This is a genomic window from Rhizobium sp. AC44/96 (assembly GCF_001692185.1).
In the GTDB taxonomy this organism is placed as follows: domain Bacteria; phylum Pseudomonadota; class Alphaproteobacteria; order Rhizobiales; family Rhizobiaceae; genus Rhizobium.
Genome location: NZ_LXKO01000002.1, coordinates 19,291 through 39,548 on the forward strand (window position 1 = coordinate 19,291; position 20,258 = coordinate 39,548).

Genomic DNA, 20,258 nt, shown 5'->3' on the forward strand with positions numbered 1-20,258 from the left:
GCAGGGGAGTTTACATGCACAGACTTGCATTCATCGCGGCCGCCGGCTGCCTAGGCGGACTCATGCTCGCAGATGTCGCGAGAGCGCAGACCATGACGGCAAACGAGGCAAAAGGGACCAGCATCTCGAGGAAATGGCGAGGCGCGGCTGGATTGGTGACAACCGGTTCCGACGGAAGAGTCATTTTTCTGTTCGGAGAAACACAGCCGTCCGTTGTTTGCTCACCGCTGCAAGTCTGCGATATCGAGCTCCAGGGCGGAGAGATCGTGCGTGACGTGCTGGTCGGCGATACCGTGAGGTGGAAGGTCGAACCCGCGACGTCCGGCGCCACCGCTGGCCAAGCGATCCATCTTGTTGTCAAACCTTCCGAAGCTGGCCTCGTGACCTCGATGGTCGTGACGACGTCGCGTCGTACCTATCACATCCAGCTTAAATCGCACCCAAGCCAATACATGGCGCGGGTGGGCTTCGAGTACCCAGAGGAAACGTCGGCTAAGCTTGCCGACATCAACGCGCGGCTAGAGACCGGCGGGATTCCCGGAAGCTCCCCCGACAAGCTCGACTTTTCGTACACCATGACCGGCAGCGCGCGCTGGAGGCCCAAGCGGGTCTACTCAGACGGGACCAAGACCTACATCCAGTTCGCGAGATCGATAGCCAGCCAGGACGCGCCAGTGCTCTTCGTCGTTAGCGGCGGACAGAACCGCATTGTCAATTATCGAATGAAGAACGACACGATGATCGTCGACTACGCCGTCGACAAAGCGATCCTGGTATCGGGGGTCGGCTGGCGCCAGCAGAAGATTACAATCCGACGGGGAGGGTGATCGATGCTCAAGATAATTGCCTTTGGTTTCATTTTAACACTGGTAGGCGCCTGTCAGAGCAGAGAGGACACGGTGACCGCGGTCTTGACGCCAGCCGCCGTGACCAAACCCACCGCCAGCGCTATTGCGGGCGACATGGCAGCCCGCCTTGCCGAAACGATCGGGCCGGCAGGAACCACGTTCATCCAGATGCAACGGGAAAAAACCGACTATTCGACGGCCCTTGAAGCTGCATTGAAGGGATGGGGCTACGAGGTCATGGCCGACGGGAAGCCTGCAGGAAAACAGAGGCCAGTCGAGCTCTCCTATTCCCTGGATAGTCTCGACGGCCAACTTCTGGCCCAGGTCGCAACACCATCAATCGCTCTCGCGCGCACATATGTGAGCACGAACACGGGCGCCACCGCGTCCAGCCCCCTTTCAATCATGCAGCGAAATTGAGGGTAACAAGAGATGACCCAATCGCTCCAACTCGGTGGCCCTCCCAACGCGGATAGCCGGCCGGGAATGCGCCGCTTGAACCGCCTGCCGATCATCATTGCGATCAGCATCGTCATTGTTTTCCTCGCCATCGTCGTGGTCGGTCTCTCCTGGCGTGGGTTGTCCTTCAATCGCGCCGATGATTTCGAGGGTGTGCCAGGCAAGTCGGCGGCGACCTTTGCAGACCAGCTCAAACGGGGTGTCACTGACGGAATCATCGGAGAGCCCGAAAAGCAGGATATTTTCCAGCCCACTCCAATCATTGTCCATCAGAACGAAAAGCGCGAGCCAGAAATTAGCCGCCAAGACACGCGACAGGATAGCCGCCCCAAGCTTGAGCCTGAGGACGCATGGAGAGCCAGACTGAAGCGAGAACAGGAAGAACAATATATCCGCGAAGCGCAGCGCCAGAGAATGGCGCGGCTGCAAGCTCGTTCGACTGCTTTGGACTCGCCATTGAAGGTTGATGTTTCCGAAGTCGCGGTATCGACGAAGGCCACGGGAAGTGCGCAACAACCTAACACCACGCCAAACAGCACCTCCGATCTTTATGCCGCTGCGATCAAGTCTGGCCTTGCAGGTGATCCGAACGGCCAGTCTTCAAAGGAAGATTTCTTCAATCAGGACATCAAGGATCTCGGCTATCTGCCCAATCGCGTCGTATCACAACTATCACCATTCGAGCTGAAACGTGGTTCTGTCATATCAGCGACCCTGATCACCGGCCTGAATTCCGATCTGCCGGGCAGAATAACCGCGCAGATCAGCCAGAACGTTTACGACAGCGCGACGGGACACCGCCTTCTGGTGCCGCAGGGCGCGAAGTTGTTCGGGCGCTACGATTCCAAGGTCTCGTTCGGCCAAGACCGTGTCCTCGTGGTATGGACCGACTTGATTTTCCCAAACGGTTCGACGCTGCAAATCGGCGGCATGGCAGGTTCCGACGCGCAGGGGTATGGGGGCTTTAAAGACAGGGTCGACCGCCATCTTTGGCGGACATTCGGCTCAGCAGCACTTGTCGCAGTGATCGGCACGGGGATCGATATGTCCATGCCGGAGAGTTCCACGCTCGCCACACAAGACACCGCATCCGATGCAGCGCGGCGAAACTTCGCGGAATCATTCGGTCGCGTTGCCGAACAGACGATCTCCAAAAACCTCCAGGTTCAGCCTACGATCAAGATCCGGCCCGGCTACAATTTCAACGTTCTTGTCGATCAGGATATCATTTTCCCTGCTGAATATCGTTGACCCCATTGCGCACAAGCGCGCGCTCCCTACTCACGACCTTTCCGGAACTCGCATCGAGCCCCCCGAACGCACACGGATCGAGAGATTAGTGCAATCGATATGTTACTTAAGGTTGATATTATTTCGATAGCCTGCTAATCAAGTAGCTATCCTGACAAATGGACAGGAAACGAGGTTCCTAAGTCAAGAATTAGGGGAATTGGCCATGGATGCAGACCTCCGCTCTCTCATAGATGCATTGGAAGCCGCTCAAAACGAACACTCGATCAAAACGGCGCTTCGAAGCTTTGCGGAAGCTTGGGGATATGATCGTTTTGCCTATGTGCAGACACAAGGTCTCGACATCAGGACGTTCAATTCATACCCCCAATCCTGGGAGCTTGCCTATCTCCGTCACCAATACTCTTGCATCGATCCTGTCATAACAGAGGCGAAGCGTAGAGGGGAGATGTTCTCCTGGAATGCGGACGACTGGTCGGCTCGTGGTTCTTCCCCGCTCCGGCGCTTCCGGGATGAGGCGATCGGCCACGGAATTCGCTGTGGCACTACAATCCCGGTGGCAGGCAGTTTTGACACGACGATGATGCTGACCTTTGCATCGCCTGAGAGAAAGCTCGGCAATTCAGGTGCGCTGGAGATTGCGAAAGCACTGCAAATCGTGCTGGCGGTGCACTATCGGCTGAAGATGATTTCCGCACCAACTGCGGTGACGCCGAGCCAGGCGCTTTCCCCTCGCGAAATGATATGCCTGATGTGGGCGATCAAGGGCAAGACGGCCGCCGAGACTTCGATGCTCACCGGCATCAATGCCCGAACGGTGCAGCACTATCTTGATAGCGCCAGGCGAAAGCTCAACGCCCGAACGATCCCGCAACTCGTGGCCATCGCCAAGGACGGTGGCCTGGTCTAGTCGTCGCGGTCCACTGCTGGGATGAAGCCCAGTGCATCCACTATGTCCGAAAGCGTTTGTTGTTGAAGAGCGGATTTCGCCTGCCGCGCCATGTACTCGTTCTTTAGCGCCTGTCGGATTGAGCCGGATACAAACGGATCGCTTTCCGCACGGGTCCACTCCTCGTAAACGAGCTGATCCGCTGCCAGGAGCTGCCGGTGCTCGAGGAGCGCTGACACAGCCATCGCCTCGAGCTCTGACCTGTCCATCGTCTCGAAGCGAGCGCTCGTCTCACTGCGGTTTTGCTCGGATCCCGAATCCGCGATCAATTTTTGCTCCGCTTCATTCATTGCCCCACCGACAGGGATCGTTCGCACACCCAGTGCGCGCATATCACAAGGCAGGTGGAATCAGTACTCGCATTTATCAAAGGATTATTCTTGACGGCCTATCAAATCCATTCTTGGCCGCTTCGTCTCGTCTCGCGCGCCGGCCAAGGTTCACCCATTGGCCACCCCACGTTAGCCGCCGAACGACTCGCAGATCTGCGGGTAGACCCCTGTCGGCGTGCCATGCAGGGTCTTGGCGACATTGATCCGCGAGAAGGGATTGAACCATGCAGGTGATTGCCATTCGCAGGCCCAGTACTTCCGGCGGCCTTCGTCTCCTCGAACAAATGCATCGCCTGCGTGCGCGCATCTTCGCGGGACGCCTCGGCTGGGCCGTGGATTGCACGGATGGCGAGGAACGCGACGAGTTTGACCAGCTGGAACCCACATACATTCTTGCGCTCGACGCTAACGGCGATGTCGTGGGGTGCGCGCGCCTTTTGCCTGCGACGGGCCCCACCATGCTTCAAAGCGTATTCCCACAATTGCTTCATGAAAGCCCGCTACGATCTCATTCGCACATGATCGAGAGTTCCCGCTTTTGTGTAGACACAGCAGCCAATCCAGAGCGTCGAGGGCGCCTGGTTCACGAGGCAACGCTCACGTTGTTCGCCGGGATTATCGAATGGTGTATTGTCAATCGATATACTGAAATCGCAACGGCAACGGACATCCGGCTCGAACGGCTCCTCAATCGCTCGGGCTGGCCATTCCGCCGGCTTGGCACCCCCGTCCTCATCAACGAGACACTCAGTGTAGGAGGTTTACTGGCGGCCGACCCATCGGTACTGGAGCGATTACGCTCGCCCGGATACATATCAGACTTCTATTGCAGCACGACACGCGCAGGGTGACCAGCCGCGCACCTTCGGGTATCTTACAGCTACGCGCACTACCAGCCTCAAGGCGAGCCATTCGAGGTCACGCGCGCCCCTCTGACTGCAAACCCGCGTCATATCAAACGCAGTTCCACGGCAAGGGCAAGTGCCTGCTTGATATTGCATACGTTCAGCTTGGCGCGTACGTTATCGAGGTCCCAACGGACCGTGTGGTATGTCAACCCTGCAATCTGCGCGACGTCGCGCATCGACTTTCCGGCCGCGATCCAGCGGAGACAAAGTACTTCCCGATCGGTGAGGCCAGGGCGCCTGCGCGTCGCTACCGATCCGCCTGCGGTGCCAAGGCGTGTGTGGAGGTAAGCAACCGCTGTCACGGCAATAGCGCATTCGCAATCTCGCAAGGCATTGGGACGCAAATTGTGTTCGGATGCAAAGGTCAACATCGCCACTTGCCCGCATGAGCCCCACACGGGGACAGTCAGGCCGGCCCTGATGCCAAAGGCGGACGCGGCATCCCAGAAGCCGCGTTCACTCGCCGTGCTGCGTCGCCTCTGCTCCTCTACGCTCCATTGGAATGACCGCATGACCCGCTTGGCCATGGTAACCACAGGATCAACTACCATGTAGGAACGACCGAAATATATGGACTGCCATTCGGCCGGATAGTTGGAAACTGCAAACGTCCTGGCGCTACTGCCGTCCAGACTTAAGTAGGCAAAGTGGTCGAATTCGTGCCTCGTGCCGGCGTCTGCAAGCGCATGCGTCAGCGTGTCTTCTGTGGAGATGGAAAGCGCCAAGTCAATGATTTCACCAAACAGGGTTCGTAAATGCATCAGCGCGTGCTCCCCCAAGCAAGTTCCACAGCTGTCCGGCAGCCATGGCGGCCTTTCGCGATTGGTTCGTCCTTGGCGATCGCCCTCGCAATCAAAGCTCGCAACCCGGCGGCGAGAACCAAAACCACTTAAGTATTCTAGGTTGGCGACATTCACGCCGCAATTGAAAGGGTGCGCCAGCAACAAAACTTAACAATGCCGAGCTCTGTCTAATCGACTAGGGTGCCGTCATGCCAAGGCGGGGACGGAATTCAGCGTGTGGTGACTTTTGCGGTCAACAGATATCCGCCGAGCCTTACGGTCTTGAGCAGCTTTGGCCGTTGCGGATCAATCTCGATTTTTCGACGAAGACGACTGATGTGGACGTCGATGCTTCGGGCGACTGGCCCCGCAACACCGACGTAGGTTGACGCCAGCAATTCATCTCGGCGCATGAGACGCCCGGGGTTGCGACAAAATGTAAGCATAAGATCAAACTCTGCAGCAGTGAGATTGATGATCTGGCCGTCGGGCCCCCGTAGCACGCGCTCGCCAGGATTGAGACGAAAACCCGAAAATCCAATCTCGGTGACCTGCTGAAGCAGCGCGTTGGCATATCCACTGCGCCGCAACAGGCTTTTTATCCGGGCTATGAACTCAGGAAGGGACACGGGTGCAGGCATGCAATCATCTGCGCCGACACTGAGGGCAGAGACCACGAGGTCGGGGCGATTTGGTGGAAGAAGCAGTAGTATCGGAACTGTTTCGGTGCTGCGGACCTGGCCGCAAAAACAGATGGCGTCTTCGGACGACAGAACGGCATCGACAACCAGGAGATTGTAACGTTGCCGGTAGAGCCGTCGGCGCAGCTGGAGCCGCGAGCTTGCAATCGTTGCGCTCATTCCTGCCTGCACTATGGCCTCGTGCAAAGCAAGCACATCGACACCACGCAGATCTGCTATGATCACTCGAGGACGAAAGACATCTTCTCTTCTATCAGGCAGCAAATCTGAATCGGACATTTAGTTAGCACGCTACTCATATTGGCAACCCATCTATAGTTGCAACGAATATGCTTCGTGCCAACTGTCATATCTGTTGGTTGGCCCACTATTCTGCCCTTCATCAATCAAACCGCGAGTTGGCAGAGATTTCCACTGGGGCCCCGTGTGCCCTTGACTGCCTACTGCGTTGTCCCTGGCTCGAGAAGCAACGTGCAAAATCGCAAGTCGCTCCCTCTGTTCGATTAGAACCCCGCCTGAGACGTCTCATTCGCGGATAGCTTTGTATCCTCGACGCCGACGTCCCCCGCCAGACGACGCGGGCAGGAGACACTACGGCATCTTAGGCAAACCGAGGGGATTGATGCCGCGTCGGCCGCGCCGTTGCGGGTCGCCGGGGCGACAGCCAGCGGGTTCGATGTTGTGAATTCTTGTGGCTTCGCGCACATGACGATCTCCAGATGGTGGACGGCTCGTCTGATGATTGCTGGAGGCGTAAGCGAATTGCCAATCCCATGACGGGTCCATTCATTCACGGTCGATATCAATGGACCGCCCCCGCGATGTCATCTCAATCATCGCCGGCGGTGTCGATCGCCGATGAAACATTTCTTAACCGTAGTACGCGATCGATCGCTTGATACGACGCGTTATGCGTGTAAGTGTAAGATCGAAAACACAACAAGAGCGGCATTTTCAACCATGAGACCGACGATCGTTATCGGATGCGGGGACGCGGACCTGTGCTTTATCTCGCGTCATATTGTTGAACACGCGGGATTCTCGGCAAGCCTGCAAGTACAACCCGATGACATTGTTTCCGGCTGCCGCGCGGAAGATGTCTGTGCCTTGCTGATCGACGGCAGAACACCCGCAGCACTTGCAATATGCGAACAGATCAATGGATTCCGATCGCACCGCGAAATTCGGATCGTCGCGTTGGTGGATGCGAAGGCTCACCGCCAGGCGCTGGCGCTTCTCAACGCCGGAGCCGATGAGGTCCTGATCCGGCCCGTGCCGCCCGTTCTCTTGCTGCATGCCTTGACATTTACAGGGGCCGCGGAGCGGCTCGTGCATGGAGACATCGAAATGGACGTGTCGGCGCGGCGCGTCTGGCGGGCCGGTTGCCCGATTTATCTTCCAAGGATTGAATTCGCGATCCTTCAGCAGCTCCTGTCAAACGTGGACAGGGTGTTCGGCCGTCGCGACATCATCAAGTGCTCTTGGCCTGCGGGCGTCTTCGTGGACATCAAGACAGTCAACGTCCATGTTGGACGACTACGACGGTTCCTTGCCATGGATGGAGCTACCGATCCCATCCGATGCGTTCGCGGCATCGGTTATGGCTTGCGCTCCGAAGATGAGCGGGAACCTGAAAATAGAACGCCATGAATCCGGACATTCTGATCACCAATGGACGCGTCGTGCCCGGCGACGGCGCGACCGTCCTTGACCCCGGCAGTGTGAGGATCCGTGGCGATCAGATCATCGAAGTCGGGGAAGGGCGCACGGAAAGCAGGGCCGAGACTTTCGTCATCGATGCGGCGGGGCACACTGTCATCCCAGGTATCATCAACGCGCATGCCCATGGTTGCGTCTTCGGTCCAAGCATGCCGAGCGGATCACCTCCGTTTACCGCCAATGATATTGAGTATTTTCGTAACCGCCATCTCATTTCCGGCACCACAACACTTCTGAACGTGTGCGGACTGGCTCTTCCTGCCGAGATCGATCGAAACCCGCCGGTCGGACATCCACTCGATATCCATGTCACGACCGCGCACACGCCGAGCAACATACAGGCGGCATTGGCGATTGACGGTAAAGGGTTGAGACAAAAGCACCGCTCCGCGGCGATGGAGACGATGATCGATCGCGGCGCCAAGGCACTCGGCGAGGCCGGTGGTGGTCAGACCCTTGGCGGAGGTGCCCAGGATTATCGTTTCATCCCGGAGGCCGTGTTTGCAGCGACCGGTACCAATCTCCCACCGAAATATGCTCGCGCGCTGAAAGAAGCCATCCTCGGAAGATCATTGACCGGAGAGGGGGCTAGACCCGACGACATACCCGCTTTGCTGGCCGATTGTGGACTGGCGGCAAGCATCCGCCCAGAAGAGATCATGCACCTGATTAAGAGGACGGTCATGCCGCCCGTCAAGTTGTCCTTGCAAGGTTTGGAGGAAATTGCCGCAGCCAGCGAGCGATATGACTTGCCTGGGATATTTCATCATGCGCTGCCGACTGCTCAGACCCTGATACGGTTGGCCGAAACCTATCCCAGAGCACGGATGGTGGCCGCGCATGCCAACCACCCGTCATTCGAACCAGAGGAGTGCGCTTCTTATGCCCGTCAACTGCGCGAGCACGGCACATTCATCGATGTCTCGACACTGGACTGCATTTCGACGCGTTGGCGCAACGACCCGACAAACTTCGATCGCCTGATCGAGGAAGGACTTGTTGACACGCTCTCGACAGACTTCGCCGGCGGTGACTGGGACAGCATCCTGGATGCGATCCAACGCATCGTGAAACGGCGAATGCTGGTACTCCCGCAGGCAATCGCGCTCGCAACGGGCAATGTTGCGCGAGTCTTTCCAGAACTCGCAGGCGATCGAGGGCGGTTAGAAAACGGGAAGCGAGCCGACCTTGCCATTGTCGAGAACCACAATCTGGCGCGAGTTCGGCACGTACTCATCCGAGGGCGGGTCGTCGTATTCAATGGTGCTAGAATAGGATCTTCGCACTTATCTGATTGTTCACAGACGGGTTGCGCCAACTAGATCTAAGCAGTGTGTTGGCCGCACCGAAACGGCGAAGCTCCGTTCAGCTATTGGCCCATCTCCGTTGCCGGGCACCCGACCAACTAGGTCGACGCGCCGTTGCGTTCGTCATACCACGCGGATAAAGTACTTTCGTAACACCAAGAGCGGGTATGCCATGACCGAGAAGAACATGTTTTGGGAACAGGATGGTATCGACCGTGGCTGGTACTATGCAAGGAACATCGGTTCCGTCCGCAGCGCTGTGAGCTGGAAACCCGGTGGGTGGTGGTTCCTCGCGGAATGGCTGCCCGACACCGAGGAACACGACATCGGGCCATTCAAGACAAAAGCTGCCGCGATGGCTGAAGCAGAACGCCTTGCTGCCCAGCACTGAGCAATGAAACCCTTCAAGCGCTGACAGCCGTAGAGTCAAAACGCCGCTAACAACTAGACTGAACCACCGGTATGCTTTGCCTGTTGTTGGCAAGTTCGCAAAAGAGGGGCTTCTCGTCTCCGGCTGCCAGCGTCAGGATGGCATCAAGCCACGCCTGTTGGTCGGAAACCGTCATTGTGGTTCTCGTCAGGCGCCGAAACTTGGCTTCGAGCCCATGCCAAAGTAACGGCATTCTGGGATCCCCGAGGGCACCACCCAAGTCGGACACGAGCGTGGTCTTTCTGGTTTCAATGACCACACGCGCTAGCGTCTCGGAGGGGAAGAGGTGATCAGCGTCACCGTGGACCGACAGCCTCACCTTAGCTGCGAGGTCAATCAGATCTGGTCGACGCAGGCAAGCGGTGGTTATCGGCAACAGCGCGTCGGCGCCATCAACGATGGCGATCGCGACGCAATAGGGAAGGCTATATTGGACCTCCACCAGGTTTTCGGGTTCAAGCCGATTTCCCAATCTCAGGGCCCACCCGACGTTTGAATGTCGATCGAGACAATATGACCAGGTTTGACGTGATGCCGTTCGACCAATTCCAGCAGGCGGTCGAGGGCGGGGTGAATATAACGGCAGCACGCGTAAGGCTTGAAGTAGGTTTCCGAGATTTCCCATCGCTGCCCCAGTCCAGCGAGGATACGATGAGGATCGTAGAAACCTGAATGGTCGAGCAGGTCCAGCGGCCCGGTATGACCGTACCGCGCGAGCTCGATTGCCATCACTCCGGCTGCGCTGCTCCAGGCAATGCCTTCCTTGACGTCGTTGCCGGTGAGCGTCGAATAGCCGGAACTACCATTTGCCTGTTGGTTGGGTGCAAGGACACCGGCGATCGAGAGTGCCTCTGCCACGGCAGGCGGCTCCAATTTGAAGAGGGCAGCCGCCGTCGCCGCCGTCGCCATTGATATCCAACGGCCTGACTGCCGTGTTGGAATGCCTGACGGATTTTGAGCTGCGGCCACTCGGACGCCGACGTCATAGCCGGCGACGATCGCCGCAATGACGTCATCGGCGCCAGAACCACTCGCAGCACCAAGGGTAAGTGCCGTCGTCACCACACCGGAACCTGGATGACCGCGGGCGGCGCGGTGCCCGTCGTCGATGTCGAGAGCGCAGGCTGCAGCCGCATTGCAGAAGATCGCGCCCGCCGACGTGGATGTCTGCCCGGCAAGCCAGATCGGTGCGCGTCCACTTCCGAATATTTTCGGGGCTGCCTGGCGCGCCGCCGCCGGTCCATTCGATCTGTGTCCGGCGAGCGCAGCACCGATTAGATCGAGAATACAGCGCATAACGACATCGCGAACCTCCGGGGGAGGCTTGCGCCCGGCAATGGTCGCAATGTGTTCCGCTAGAACCTCGGTGAGATACATTGAACTTCCCTCAGGCAGATCCAGAGCCGTGAGCTTGTTGCCGAGTGACCTCGGTACACCTGATGTACTTTTCATAAGACGCCTGAGCCACATAAAGGTCGAGCATTGGCAGGCCGACGCATGTCACGCAGGTAGGATGATCTTTGGCAGCATCCCAGCTTCCAGGTGACGAGAGCTCGCGGATACCGACAAGCCGTCCAATCTGCTCAAGTGACAGGCCCTGCCTGGAAAAGTGCAAGGCGATGCTCTGCGAGTTTCGGCGAGAAACGGTTCCCACATCATCGCAAACGACCAGACCTGTCCGCAGCACACGCTGCAGATAAGGCGCCGGCGCCTCGTCGCCGCCCAGGTGCAGTGTCAATGCATGCGGATCAAGTTCGCGGTCCTCGAACAGCGGTTGTCTTGCATTGGTAGCCGTAATGACGAACCGGCATGAACTCAAAGCCGTGTTGTCGTAAACAGGCCTCAGCGGGACAGCGACATGATCCGCCAACTCTTCGAGAATCCGGTCGACACCTTCGTTCGACCGGCCGCGGATGACGATCTCCTCGATCCTGTCCCTGAAACGAAAATCGAGGCATTGGATGATGCTCCGGGCAATCGGACCGGTGCCAAACAGAAAGACGGATAGCCTGTCGGTTTCGCGAGTGAATTCGCCCATGACGGTTGTCGCGTAACTACCTGTACGGCGTGCTGACAGGAGCGTCCCGTCTAGCACGCTCAAGAGACGCAGGGTTCGCTTCTCCAGAAGCAGGATCGTCGAAGTCGACCTTGGGAGGCCCAGGTTGCGATTGAAAGCATTGGCACCAATGACTTTTACCCCGCCGTAGCGATCGTTGACACTATAGAGGCAGGAGAGCTTCCAACCGAGCCGTTCGCTTTCGAACTGTCGTCTGAAAGGCGCAACGCTTTCGGTTTCCCAGAAGCTCTGCTCCGGCAACGACAGGACTGATTTCCCCCCGAATGCGGCTCCTTTGCGGATATCATGCCAGGCCGCGTCCGTTGCACCCAGCAATTCCTCCATGGTGAGATCCGCCCCTGCAGCGGTGATCTCCTCGAGACTGAGAAATCTCACATCGTCAGTCGTCCACACAGCAACGTCGGGCATTTGCCAATCCTCCTCCTGCTCACCGAGGAGTCTATCGGCTTGCTGGGAACGGAGGGGTGAAGCTTTGATAAAACTTTGGCCAAGTGATGCCGCGCCTAAAGGCGGGCCAACTTTATGTGGAGCGCCTTGTCATCCAGAGATCGGCGATGCTCTGACATCGGAATGAGACGCCTGACTTCGTTCAGCCGATGTGGGTTGATATGTGCATGCAAGACTGTCGGATATTGCCCGGCCCTCGCGATGACCGTACCCCATGGATCGCAGACAAGCGATCTGCCAAATGTTTCACGACGAGGACCGTTGGGCATCTTGTAGCTGCCGCATTGCCCGCACGCCAGAAAGTAGACCTGATATTCGATCGCTCGTGCCCTGCACAGAACTTCCCAATGCGCGCGACCTGTCTGCCGGGTAAAGGCCGCGGGAAGGACGAAGAGATCGACTTGTTCATCCGACAGTCGATCGAAGAGTCGCGAGAAGCGAAGATCGTAGCATATAGCGCACGCAATCCTGTAGCCGTTCAGCTCGTAGATCAGCAGATCGTCACCCGGTGTTACGATCGCGGATTCCGCGTAAACCGCTCCGTTGGGCGCCGTGATGTCGAAGAGATGAATCTTGCGATAGAGCCCGACATGTTCGCCGCGAGAATTGAAAACGACCGTTGTGTTGTACACCGTGCCGTCGGCCCTGCTTCGCTCCATGAGGCTGCCAGCATGCACCCAGACACCGTGGTCCCGAGAGAACCGCTGGACCATCCGATAAGCGTCCCCGCCCGGAACGAAATCCGCGGCGCGGCGTTTGTCGTCCGGCGTGCCACCCATCCAGTCAAAATGCTCGGGTAGGATGATGAGGTCGGGCGCACCGGCCATGGCCTCGCCCATCAAGCGCTCCGCCTGGCGAAGGTTCTGCTCGCGGTCGGGCTGCGAGTTCATCTGAATTAGCGAGACCTTCAAGACATGCTCTCCTGACGAAAATCAAAGATGGATCGGCCCGCCGCCAGATGCAGGCGAACGGCGTTTGAACGATCCTGCCGGACGCGCGCGGCGTCCGCGATGGTAGACATGCGGTGCGTCTCGGCGACAAAGACGCCTTCACTGTCGGCAAGCACGGCATATCCAGGCAGAACGGCAGCACGACCGCAGGCGATGGGAACATTCAGCGAGCCGCCAATGCAAAACTGTCGGTTCGTTGTTGTGGCGGAAACGCCGCGGCACCAGACTGGCAGGCCGATGCCCACGATCTCATGGACATCGGTACAGGGACCGTCGATCACGATGCCCGCCGCCCCCTTCGCCTTGGCCGCAGTGGCGACGCCACCCCCGACGCAGGCGATGTCATCACCATCGACGCGAGAAATCACCAGCACGTCGCCGGACATCAATTGATCAATCGCCTTGTAGATAATCACGCCGTCGCGACTGGGCGCCGCAACGGTCACGGCGACCCCGGCCACGCGAGCGGGGAAAAGCGGAAGGATATTGTTTCCGACAAATCCAAGATGCTCGACATGGCCGATGGTCGCCGTTTCTACCGATGACAGGCGTTCGACAAGATCTGGATGCAGGGGTGGATGGCGCTCCATCACGTGGTAGGACGTTGTCATCAGATAGCTCTTCATTGGTTTGTGCTTCAGACCGGCCGTTCGCCCGATGTTGTCGTTCGATGCATGATGCGCACGTAAGCCGGGTCGAAGGAGTCGCGCCGGTGCATGGTGCAACGATTGTCCCACATCATGATATCGCCTTCGTCCCACTGCTGCACGAAGACATGCTTGGTGTTGGTGGTGTGATCCCACAGCTCGGACAGAAGCGCATCGCTCTCGTCTCGGCTCATTCCGACGATCCAGGCGCCCTCAATGGTGCCGCCAAGATAGAGCGCCTTGCGGCCCGTCTCGCCATGACTGCGAACGAGCGGATGTACGATCCCGCTCCATTCGCGGAAGTCCTGGCTCTTCGGCGCGGTCTTGCCGAGGCGCAACTTTCCGGTCTTGTCATAGACATTCTGGAAGAAGATCTGTCGTCCCTCGACGGCGGTTTTCAATGCCGCGGGAAGCGTTTCATAGGCTATGTAGGTCGACAGGAAATATGTGTCGCCACCGGATGGCGGGATCTTCACGGCGCGCAGAATCGCGCCGGCCGGCGGCTTTTCGTAGAACCAGGTGTCGGTGTGCCAGGTGGCCTCGCTGTTGCCCATCGCACCGCTTGGCTTGCCGTCCTTCATCGCATTGCTGATCACGAGGATCTCGGGATGCAAGGGATGGCCACCCTCCTGAAGTTGTTTCGGGTGAATGACAAACTCTCCGAAATGGCGGGAGAACTTGACCTGCTGCTCGTCGGTAATGTGGGTCTGTTTGAAGCGGATGACGCCGTACTGGAGCCAGTACTTTCGGATATCGTCGATGTCCCGGCTGTCGTACTGATCGAAGTCAAACCCTTCAATGTCCGCGCAAACATTGCTCGCATGCTGGATGGCCTTAAGCCGTTCTTTCATAAGCATTTTCAATCTCCTGTCATGACCTCGTCCTCGAGGTCATGATCACGGTAGCTGGGCAGGGCTGGACGACTCCAATATCAATTCAGCGACATTGATAGGCGCGCCCTATCGATCCCCGTTTAGTCGGAAAGGAGCTTCACTGATTGTGGTGCAATGGCAAAGCTTGCGACGTCGCCAACGCTCGGCAGCGCGTCCGCATTCGCCGAACCGACCAGGACCGTTAGAACCGAGCTTGGACCAACCGCGACGTGAGCCTCCAACGAGGCCCCGAGATTGACGATCCGTCTCAAGGTGCCGGATATCACATTTGACCCTGCGGGAGCCGAAGCGTCCCCCGACAGCAGCAGGATGTCCTCCGGTCGGACAACACAGTAGCGCGCAATGTCGCCGTCGCATTCTCGAGCGGCACGCAAAGTGACACTACCGCCAGCAACCACGACCTCCGACCAGGCGCTGCATCTAGTCGATTTCTCGATTTGCAGGATGTTCGACTTGCCGATGAAATCAGCAACGAATGTCGATGCCGGATCGTGGTAAATCCTTGCCGGGTCGCCTTGCTGGGCGATGGCACCCTTCCACATGACGACGATACGATCAGACATAGCCATCGCCTCCTCCTGTTCATGGGTAACATAGACAAAGGTCATGCCGAGCTGCTGCTGGATATCCTTGAGCTCAGCGCGCATTGCCTCACGCAGCTTGAGATCGAGGTTCGACAACGGTTCGTCCAACAGCAGAACGGAAGGCCTTGGCGCCAGAGCGCGAGCCAGCGCAACACGTTGCTGCTGACCGCCGGAAAGCGCCTTGGGGTAACGGTCCGCAAGCGCCTCTAGATGAACGCTTTGCAGGGCGGACGTCACGATCGGCGCAAAATCGGCTTTCGCCATGCCTTTCATCTTGAGGCCAAAGGCAACGTTCTCCGCCACCGTCATGTGCGGGAAGAGGGCGTAGTTTTGAAACACGAGTCCGAGGTCTCGTCTTTCAGGCGGGACATGCACCTGGCTTCGCCCGCGGATCCTGATGTCGCCGTGGGATGGCCGGTTGAAACCCGCCATCATATTGAGCGTCGTCGTCTTTCCGCATCCGGAAGGTCCAAGGATGCTGACAAACTCACCCTTGGGAATTTGCAGATCGATATCCTTGACGACTGAGACAGGGCCGAAGGATTTGCTGACGGAGAGTAGTTCCACGTCGAAATTGGTCATTTGCTGCCACCATGCAGTTGGGCGGAAAAACCACCTAGTTTTTCGAATGTGAGGATCACGGCCAGAATGAAGGCCATCGATGCGACGTTCACCGCCGCCATGACGGGATCCAGGCTGTACTCGAGATAGTTGATGACCGTAATCGGAAGGGTCGTATCGCCTGGTCTCACCAGAAAGACGGAGAGCGGGATATTGTTGAACGAGATGATGAAGGCGAACGTCATGCCGGACAGGAGGCCAGGTTTCACTGCCGGCAGCAGGATGAAACGGGCGCATTGCCATCGGTTCGCGCCGAGGATCTGGCCGGCGCGATAGAGATTGCCGTCGAAATTGGCAATCGACGTTGCAACCATGCGAACGACGAAGGGCAGCGCCAGGACCGAGTGGGCAGCGATCAGCGCTTGTGTGCCCAGCACCGATTGCAGGCCGATCATCGAGATGAAGAGCACGATCGCCACGCCCTTGACGATCTGCGGGACTGACAGCGGCGAGAGGATCGCCGCCATCAACGCATCGCTGCCTGGTATCTTCTCATAAACAACGAAATAGGCGGCAAGCATGCCGATAACGCCGCTGATGGCCGAAACCGCAAGGGCAATTCTGACGCTCAGCCAGAATGGCTGCAGCCAGCGCTGAGCGACAATCTCGCCATACCACTTGGCGGTCCATTCCCATGGCAGGAAGGTTATGTCGGCTGTCGGACTGAGAGATGCGGCAACGACCACAAGCAGTGGCAGTGTTATGAACGCTAGCACCGTAGCCAGGGCGACCCAATAGGATGCAGAGATCAATCTGTTCATGGCTGCGCTCCCGTTTGCCCATTGCGCCTGGCGCGTTGGGCCGCCTCGAAACGAATGCCCGCGTAGGAGATGCCAAGCATGAGGATCAGGAGCGCATTCGCCATGACGGCCGCGAATGGCCAGTCGATATAGAACAGCACCTGCTCCGAGATCATTGTTGCAAGGACCTTGAAGCCTGCACCGCCGAGCAAGGCAGGAGTGGCGTAGGCGCTTGCCGCCATGGTGAAAGACAAGAGAAACGAGCTGACGAGACCTGGCACCGATAGCGGGAGCAGGATGTAGCGCAGCACGGCATGCCGAGGCGCCCCAAGCATCTGCGCGGCACGCTCGAGATTGTCATCGATACCCTGGATGCTTGTTGTGAGGGACAGGATGGCGAAGGGCAGCACGACGTGAGTCAGACCGACGACGACGGCGAACAGGTTCTTCGACAGCGGCAATGGCGACGAAATCAATCCGAGCTGGATGAGCGTATCGTTGATAAACCCCCGATCCTCGAGAATGATGAGCCATCCGTAGGTCCTGAGCACGACGCCGGCGAGCTCCGGGGCAAGCGCCAGGGCGAAGATCATCGAACGCCACCGACTTGTGGAGCGTGCCAGATAATAGGCCACCGGATATGCAAGCAAAGTCGCCGACAGCGCGACCAAGCCAGACATCAGGGCCGTTCGCCAGAAGCCTCGCAACGACAGTCCGTCGGTCAGAAATCGTGCGTAGTTGTGCAGCCCAACGCCACCAGTCTCCGTGTCGTGGAAACTGATTGCGATCATCATTCCCATCGGCAGCGCAAAGAAGATGACCAGCAGGCACATCGCCGGCGACAAGCCGAGGATTGCCGTGAAATTTCTGCGGTGGGCCGTCGGCGAAAGAGAAAGATCCAATGAAACGGTGCTCATGTTCCCCCCTCAGTCCGCATGCGCGACGACATCGCGCTCCCACTGATCTGCCCACTTGGGCAGACGCTTCGTGACGACCGACAGGTCAGGCAACATCAGGGATGCGAGATCGGCCTCCGATGTGATCTGGCGGGCCCTGATGTCCGCGGGGACATCTATGTCTGTGCGAGCACTGCCCACCTTGTATCCGCGCACCCACGCTTCCTGGCTCGTCTTCTCGAGGAAAAAATCGATGAACTTTTCGGCCGCTTCCTTGTGGTCCGCCCCGGCTGGGATGTTCAGCGTCGCGACGAGGGGGATCGTGCCCTCCTTCGGTTTCACGTAGTCGACCGGGAGACCACTATCGACGAGCAGTTGCGCGCGGCCATTCCAGAACGGCATGGCCCAGACGGTTCCATCCTTGATGTAACTCTCGAGGATGGCCGAGCTCTGCTCGAAGCCTATCGACTGCTTGGCAACCCCGGACATTGCCTTGAAGCCGGGATCGAGATTGTCGACGAGATCGCCGCCATTCATCACCGAGAAAACTTCCACCAGGTACAGCGCCATGATGTTTTGGAAGTTCGGAAGCACGATCTTGCCCTTGAGCTCGGGAGACGCCAGTGCTGACCATGAGACTGGTGCTGCCGGCATTTTGTCCTTTCGATAGAGAAGCGACATGTACTGAACTTCGTGCACGGCACCGCATGGTCCCGCCGTGGCTGAAATCCGTGGCGACAGATGCGTGAGGTTTGGAATGGTCTCGGTGTCGAGCTTTGCAAGGACACCATCCTGACAGCCCTGGAGGGATTGCGATGCCGTCATCACCACGACGTCGAAACCAGGGTGGCCTTTCGTCGCCTTGATCTTGGCATAATCTTGGGAAGCGGAGCCTACCGCATCGTAGACCACCGTGATCCCGGTCTTTGCCTCGAAAGGTTCAATGATCGCCTTGCGGATGATGTCCTCGTAAGGCCCGCCGTAGCTGTTGACTACCAGTGTCTCGGCGCGCAGTGGACCGGCAAGAGCGGAGAGGGCGAAAGCTGACGACAGCGCAAGAAGGCGGCTGGTTTTTCCCATGAGTGAAATCTCGCTGTTGGTGTTGTTCCCTCCAGCATGGTCCTTCGGGCGGCGAAGGATGGTCCAATATCGAATTGCAAGGATTCATGCCTGCTGCCTATCAATCGGCGGGCCAAGCAGGATCCGATGACACTCCCGGTCATCGTGATGCGCGTGTCGATCCCCACGGGGCCCGCGCGTAACGCTCATTCAGTTTCCTTATAAATGCTCGTAAAATCGAATTGGTAAGCGGCCTCGTTCCGTAACAGACAATTCCCGTCGCTTGGGGAACATGCCGATCAAAGGCCACGACTGGTACTGACAGAACGCGTTCGCCTTGGAGGAAGGCGACGGACAGGGCATACCGCTTCGCGACCGGGCACTCCCGAATCTTCACAAAACAGGCACGCGTCGCCGGCTTCCGGCCACGAGAACTCGTGCCCTCTCGAACCAGTTGGATAACAAGAATGAAATCAGCACTATTGATAATGGGGATCAGCGCGTTGCTGGGAACGGCCAGCGGCGCGGTGGCTGCCGATGCGATATTGGCAGCCGAACCAGAGGGCGTCGAATACGTCCGGGTCTGCGACGCCTTTGGAACCGGATATTTCTACATCCCGGGAACCGAGACCTGCCTTTCCGTTGGGGGCTATATTCGAACCGAGGCCCGGTTCGGTCGCAATCGATCGGGGACATCCGACTACTCGCTCTGGACCCGCGCTCAGACGACATTTTCAGCAAAGAGCGACACGGAATTCGGCCCGCTGACCGGTGTCATCACGCTGAGAGCCAATGCCGAGAATGCCACGTCGAATGTTACCCTTCTCCAGGAAGGCTTCATCGACATCGCAGGCCTACGGGCGGGAATGCAATATTCCTTCTGGGACGACAGTCCCTCCGGTGATACAGATGTGGTTTCCTCCAACAGTACGATCCACAACTCGCTGCGTTACCTCTTCACTGGCATCGGCGTCAGTGCAGGGATATCGCTCGATGAGCTGGAAGAGCGATATGACACGAAGCCAGGCGAGGGGCCGAACAACCTCGGGGTGACGGCCCAGCTCTTTGCAGAATCCGGCCCCGTCAGCGGCTATCTGCTGGCCGGCTACGATACGGACACGCAAGAGGCTGCGATCAGAGCCTTCGCCTATGCCGATATCGGCCCAGGAGAGATTGGCATATATGGCGTATGGGCAAGCGGAGCCAATTACTACTACGAAGAGTCCGCATGGACCGTTGGTGCACAGTACGCGGTCAAGGTAACGGACAAGCTTTCACTGACACCCGGCTATCAGTATTTCAGGAAGACAGAGATGGACAGCAGCGGGTCATTCGGCGGTGCCAACGCTTGGAAAGCCGGTCTCACGACAGACTACAAGATCGCGACAAACCTCGCCACCAAGCTGTCTGTTCAGTACTACGATGTTGATGACGCAGACGGCCAGGTGCTTGGTTTCCTGCGTTTGCAGCGAACGTTCTGAACCTTCATCGGTTGCGGGAATACGGCTTGTCTCCTTTGCGAGATTTGTGCATTCGAGAGGCCGGCTCCAAGACCATCGCGAGCCGGCCTTTCTGCGAGAAGATCGCACATCCAGTCCGGACCAACGAGTGTCCATTTGCTGCACCTAAGACCTAAGTCCGTGTCGGAAGCCTGTGAC

22 protein-coding genes are annotated in these 20,258 nt (G+C 58.1%); 9 read left to right on the forward strand and 13 right to left on the reverse strand.

Annotated features, from left to right (window positions below; translation table 11 throughout):
* Positions 1-14: 14 nt before the first annotated feature.
* The 4 genes from trbG to A6U87_RS05825 all read left to right on the forward strand — a co-directional run bounded on the left by trbG (position 15) and on the right by A6U87_RS05825 (position 3,468).
* The gene (trbG, locus tag A6U87_RS05810; protein WP_065690309.1) at positions 15-827 is read left to right on the forward strand and encodes a P-type conjugative transfer protein TrbG; all 813 of its coding nucleotides are present in this window, start codon (positions 15-17) and stop codon (positions 825-827) included.
* Positions 828-830: 3 nt separating this feature from the next.
* Entirely contained in the window at positions 831-1,268 is a 438-nt protein-coding gene (gene trbH, locus A6U87_RS05815) for a conjugal transfer protein TrbH (protein WP_065690310.1), read from the forward strand.
* Between the two features lie 12 nt (positions 1,269-1,280).
* Complete coding sequence (gene trbI, locus A6U87_RS05820) at positions 1,281-2,558, forward strand: IncP-type conjugal transfer protein TrbI (protein ID WP_065690311.1); 1,278 nt, start codon at positions 1,281-1,283, stop codon at positions 2,556-2,558.
* 205 nt (positions 2,559-2,763) lie between these two features.
* Positions 2,764-3,468, forward strand: a complete 705-nt coding sequence (locus tag A6U87_RS05825) for an autoinducer binding domain-containing protein (RefSeq protein WP_065690312.1) — start codon at positions 2,764-2,766, stop codon at positions 3,466-3,468.
* Here A6U87_RS05825 and A6U87_RS05830 read toward each other — a convergent pair.
* Positions 3,465-3,797 (reverse strand): transcriptional repressor TraM, encoded by a 333-nt coding sequence (locus A6U87_RS05830; protein WP_065690466.1) that lies wholly within the window; start codon positions 3,795-3,797, stop codon positions 3,465-3,467. The two genes, A6U87_RS05825 and A6U87_RS05830, sit on opposite strands and share 4 nt — an antisense overlap.
* A 266-nt stretch (positions 3,798-4,063) precedes the next feature.
* Between A6U87_RS05830 and traI the strand changes: the two genes are divergently transcribed.
* Complete coding sequence (gene traI / locus A6U87_RS05835) at positions 4,064-4,690, forward strand: acyl-homoserine-lactone synthase TraI (RefSeq protein ID WP_065690313.1); 627 nt, start codon at positions 4,064-4,066, stop codon at positions 4,688-4,690.
* Between the two features lie 98 nt (positions 4,691-4,788).
* On the opposite strand, the gene A6U87_RS05840 is transcribed toward traI, so the two are convergent.
* Positions 4,789-5,526: an autoinducer binding domain-containing protein gene (locus A6U87_RS05840; RefSeq protein ID WP_244499426.1), complete on the reverse strand. Its 738-nt coding sequence runs from the start codon at positions 5,524-5,526 to the stop codon at positions 4,789-4,791.
* A gap of 233 nt (positions 5,527-5,759) precedes the next feature.
* Positions 5,760-6,509: a response regulator transcription factor gene (locus A6U87_RS05845; RefSeq protein WP_083199281.1), complete on the reverse strand. Its 750-nt coding sequence runs from the start codon at positions 6,507-6,509 to the stop codon at positions 5,760-5,762.
* Positions 6,510-7,190: 681 nt separating this feature from the next.
* On the opposite strand from A6U87_RS05845, the gene A6U87_RS05850 reads away from it, so the two are divergent.
* From A6U87_RS05850 to A6U87_RS05860, 3 genes are all read left to right on the forward strand, one after another.
* Positions 7,191-7,880 carry a response regulator transcription factor gene (locus A6U87_RS05850; RefSeq protein ID WP_065690316.1) on the forward strand — a complete coding sequence of 230 codons (690 nt, stop codon included), beginning with the start codon at positions 7,191-7,193 and terminating at the stop codon, positions 7,878-7,880.
* Positions 7,877-9,271 (forward strand): amidohydrolase family protein, encoded by a 1,395-nt coding sequence (locus A6U87_RS05855; RefSeq protein WP_065690317.1) that lies wholly within the window; start codon positions 7,877-7,879, stop codon positions 9,269-9,271. Before A6U87_RS05850 ends, A6U87_RS05855 begins: the two co-directional genes overlap by 4 nt.
* Positions 9,272-9,428: 157 nt before the next feature.
* On the forward strand, positions 9,429-9,647 hold the full coding sequence (locus A6U87_RS05860) for a hypothetical protein (protein ID WP_065690318.1): 219 nt from the start codon (positions 9,429-9,431) through the stop codon (positions 9,645-9,647).
* A gap of 46 nt (positions 9,648-9,693) precedes the next feature.
* Here A6U87_RS05860 and A6U87_RS30345 read toward each other — a convergent pair whose 3' ends face one another.
* From A6U87_RS30345 to A6U87_RS05905, 10 genes are all read right to left on the reverse strand, one after another.
* Entirely contained in the window at positions 9,694-10,128 is a 435-nt protein-coding gene (locus A6U87_RS30345; protein WP_244499427.1) for a hypothetical protein, read from the reverse strand.
* A 32-nt stretch (positions 10,129-10,160) separates the two neighbouring features.
* Positions 10,161-11,063 (reverse strand): MmgE/PrpD family protein, encoded by a 903-nt coding sequence (locus tag A6U87_RS05865; protein WP_244499428.1) that lies wholly within the window; start codon positions 11,061-11,063, stop codon positions 10,161-10,163.
* 10 nt (positions 11,064-11,073) lie between these two features.
* A complete protein-coding gene (locus tag A6U87_RS05870; RefSeq protein ID WP_065690319.1) occupies positions 11,074-12,171 on the reverse strand; it encodes an ornithine cyclodeaminase in 1,098 nt (365 codons plus the stop codon).
* Between the two features lie 95 nt (positions 12,172-12,266).
* Positions 12,267-13,121: a carbon-nitrogen hydrolase family protein gene (locus tag A6U87_RS05875; protein WP_083199282.1), complete on the reverse strand. Its 855-nt coding sequence runs from the start codon at positions 13,119-13,121 to the stop codon at positions 12,267-12,269.
* A complete protein-coding gene (locus A6U87_RS05880; RefSeq protein ID WP_065690467.1) occupies positions 13,118-13,771 on the reverse strand; it encodes an RraA family protein in 654 nt (217 codons plus the stop codon). Before A6U87_RS05880 ends, A6U87_RS05875 begins: the two co-directional genes overlap by 4 nt.
* A gap of 26 nt (positions 13,772-13,797) precedes the next feature.
* Entirely contained in the window at positions 13,798-14,664 is an 867-nt protein-coding gene (locus A6U87_RS05885) for a TauD/TfdA family dioxygenase (RefSeq protein ID WP_065690320.1), read from the reverse strand.
* A 116-nt stretch (positions 14,665-14,780) separates the two neighbouring features.
* Positions 14,781-15,866, reverse strand: a complete 1,086-nt coding sequence (locus A6U87_RS05890) for an ABC transporter ATP-binding protein (RefSeq protein ID WP_065690321.1) — start codon at positions 15,864-15,866, stop codon at positions 14,781-14,783.
* Entirely contained in the window at positions 15,863-16,666 is an 804-nt protein-coding gene (locus A6U87_RS05895) for an ABC transporter permease (RefSeq protein ID WP_065690322.1), read from the reverse strand. Before A6U87_RS05895 ends, A6U87_RS05890 begins: the two co-directional genes overlap by 4 nt.
* Complete coding sequence (locus tag A6U87_RS05900) at positions 16,663-17,562, reverse strand: ABC transporter permease (RefSeq protein WP_065690323.1); 900 nt, start codon at positions 17,560-17,562, stop codon at positions 16,663-16,665. The genes A6U87_RS05895 and A6U87_RS05900 overlap by 4 nt, the downstream gene beginning before the upstream one ends.
* A 9-nt stretch (positions 17,563-17,571) precedes the next feature.
* Positions 17,572-18,621, reverse strand: coding sequence for an ABC transporter substrate-binding protein (locus tag A6U87_RS05905; RefSeq protein ID WP_065690324.1), 1,050 nt, complete (start codon positions 18,619-18,621; stop codon positions 17,572-17,574).
* Positions 18,622-19,067: 446 nt separating this feature from the next.
* Here A6U87_RS05905 and A6U87_RS05910 point away from each other — a divergent pair, with 446 nt between their 5' ends.
* A complete protein-coding gene (locus A6U87_RS05910; protein WP_065690325.1) occupies positions 19,068-20,081 on the forward strand; it encodes a porin in 1,014 nt (337 codons plus the stop codon).
* Positions 20,082-20,258 lie beyond the last annotated feature (177 nt).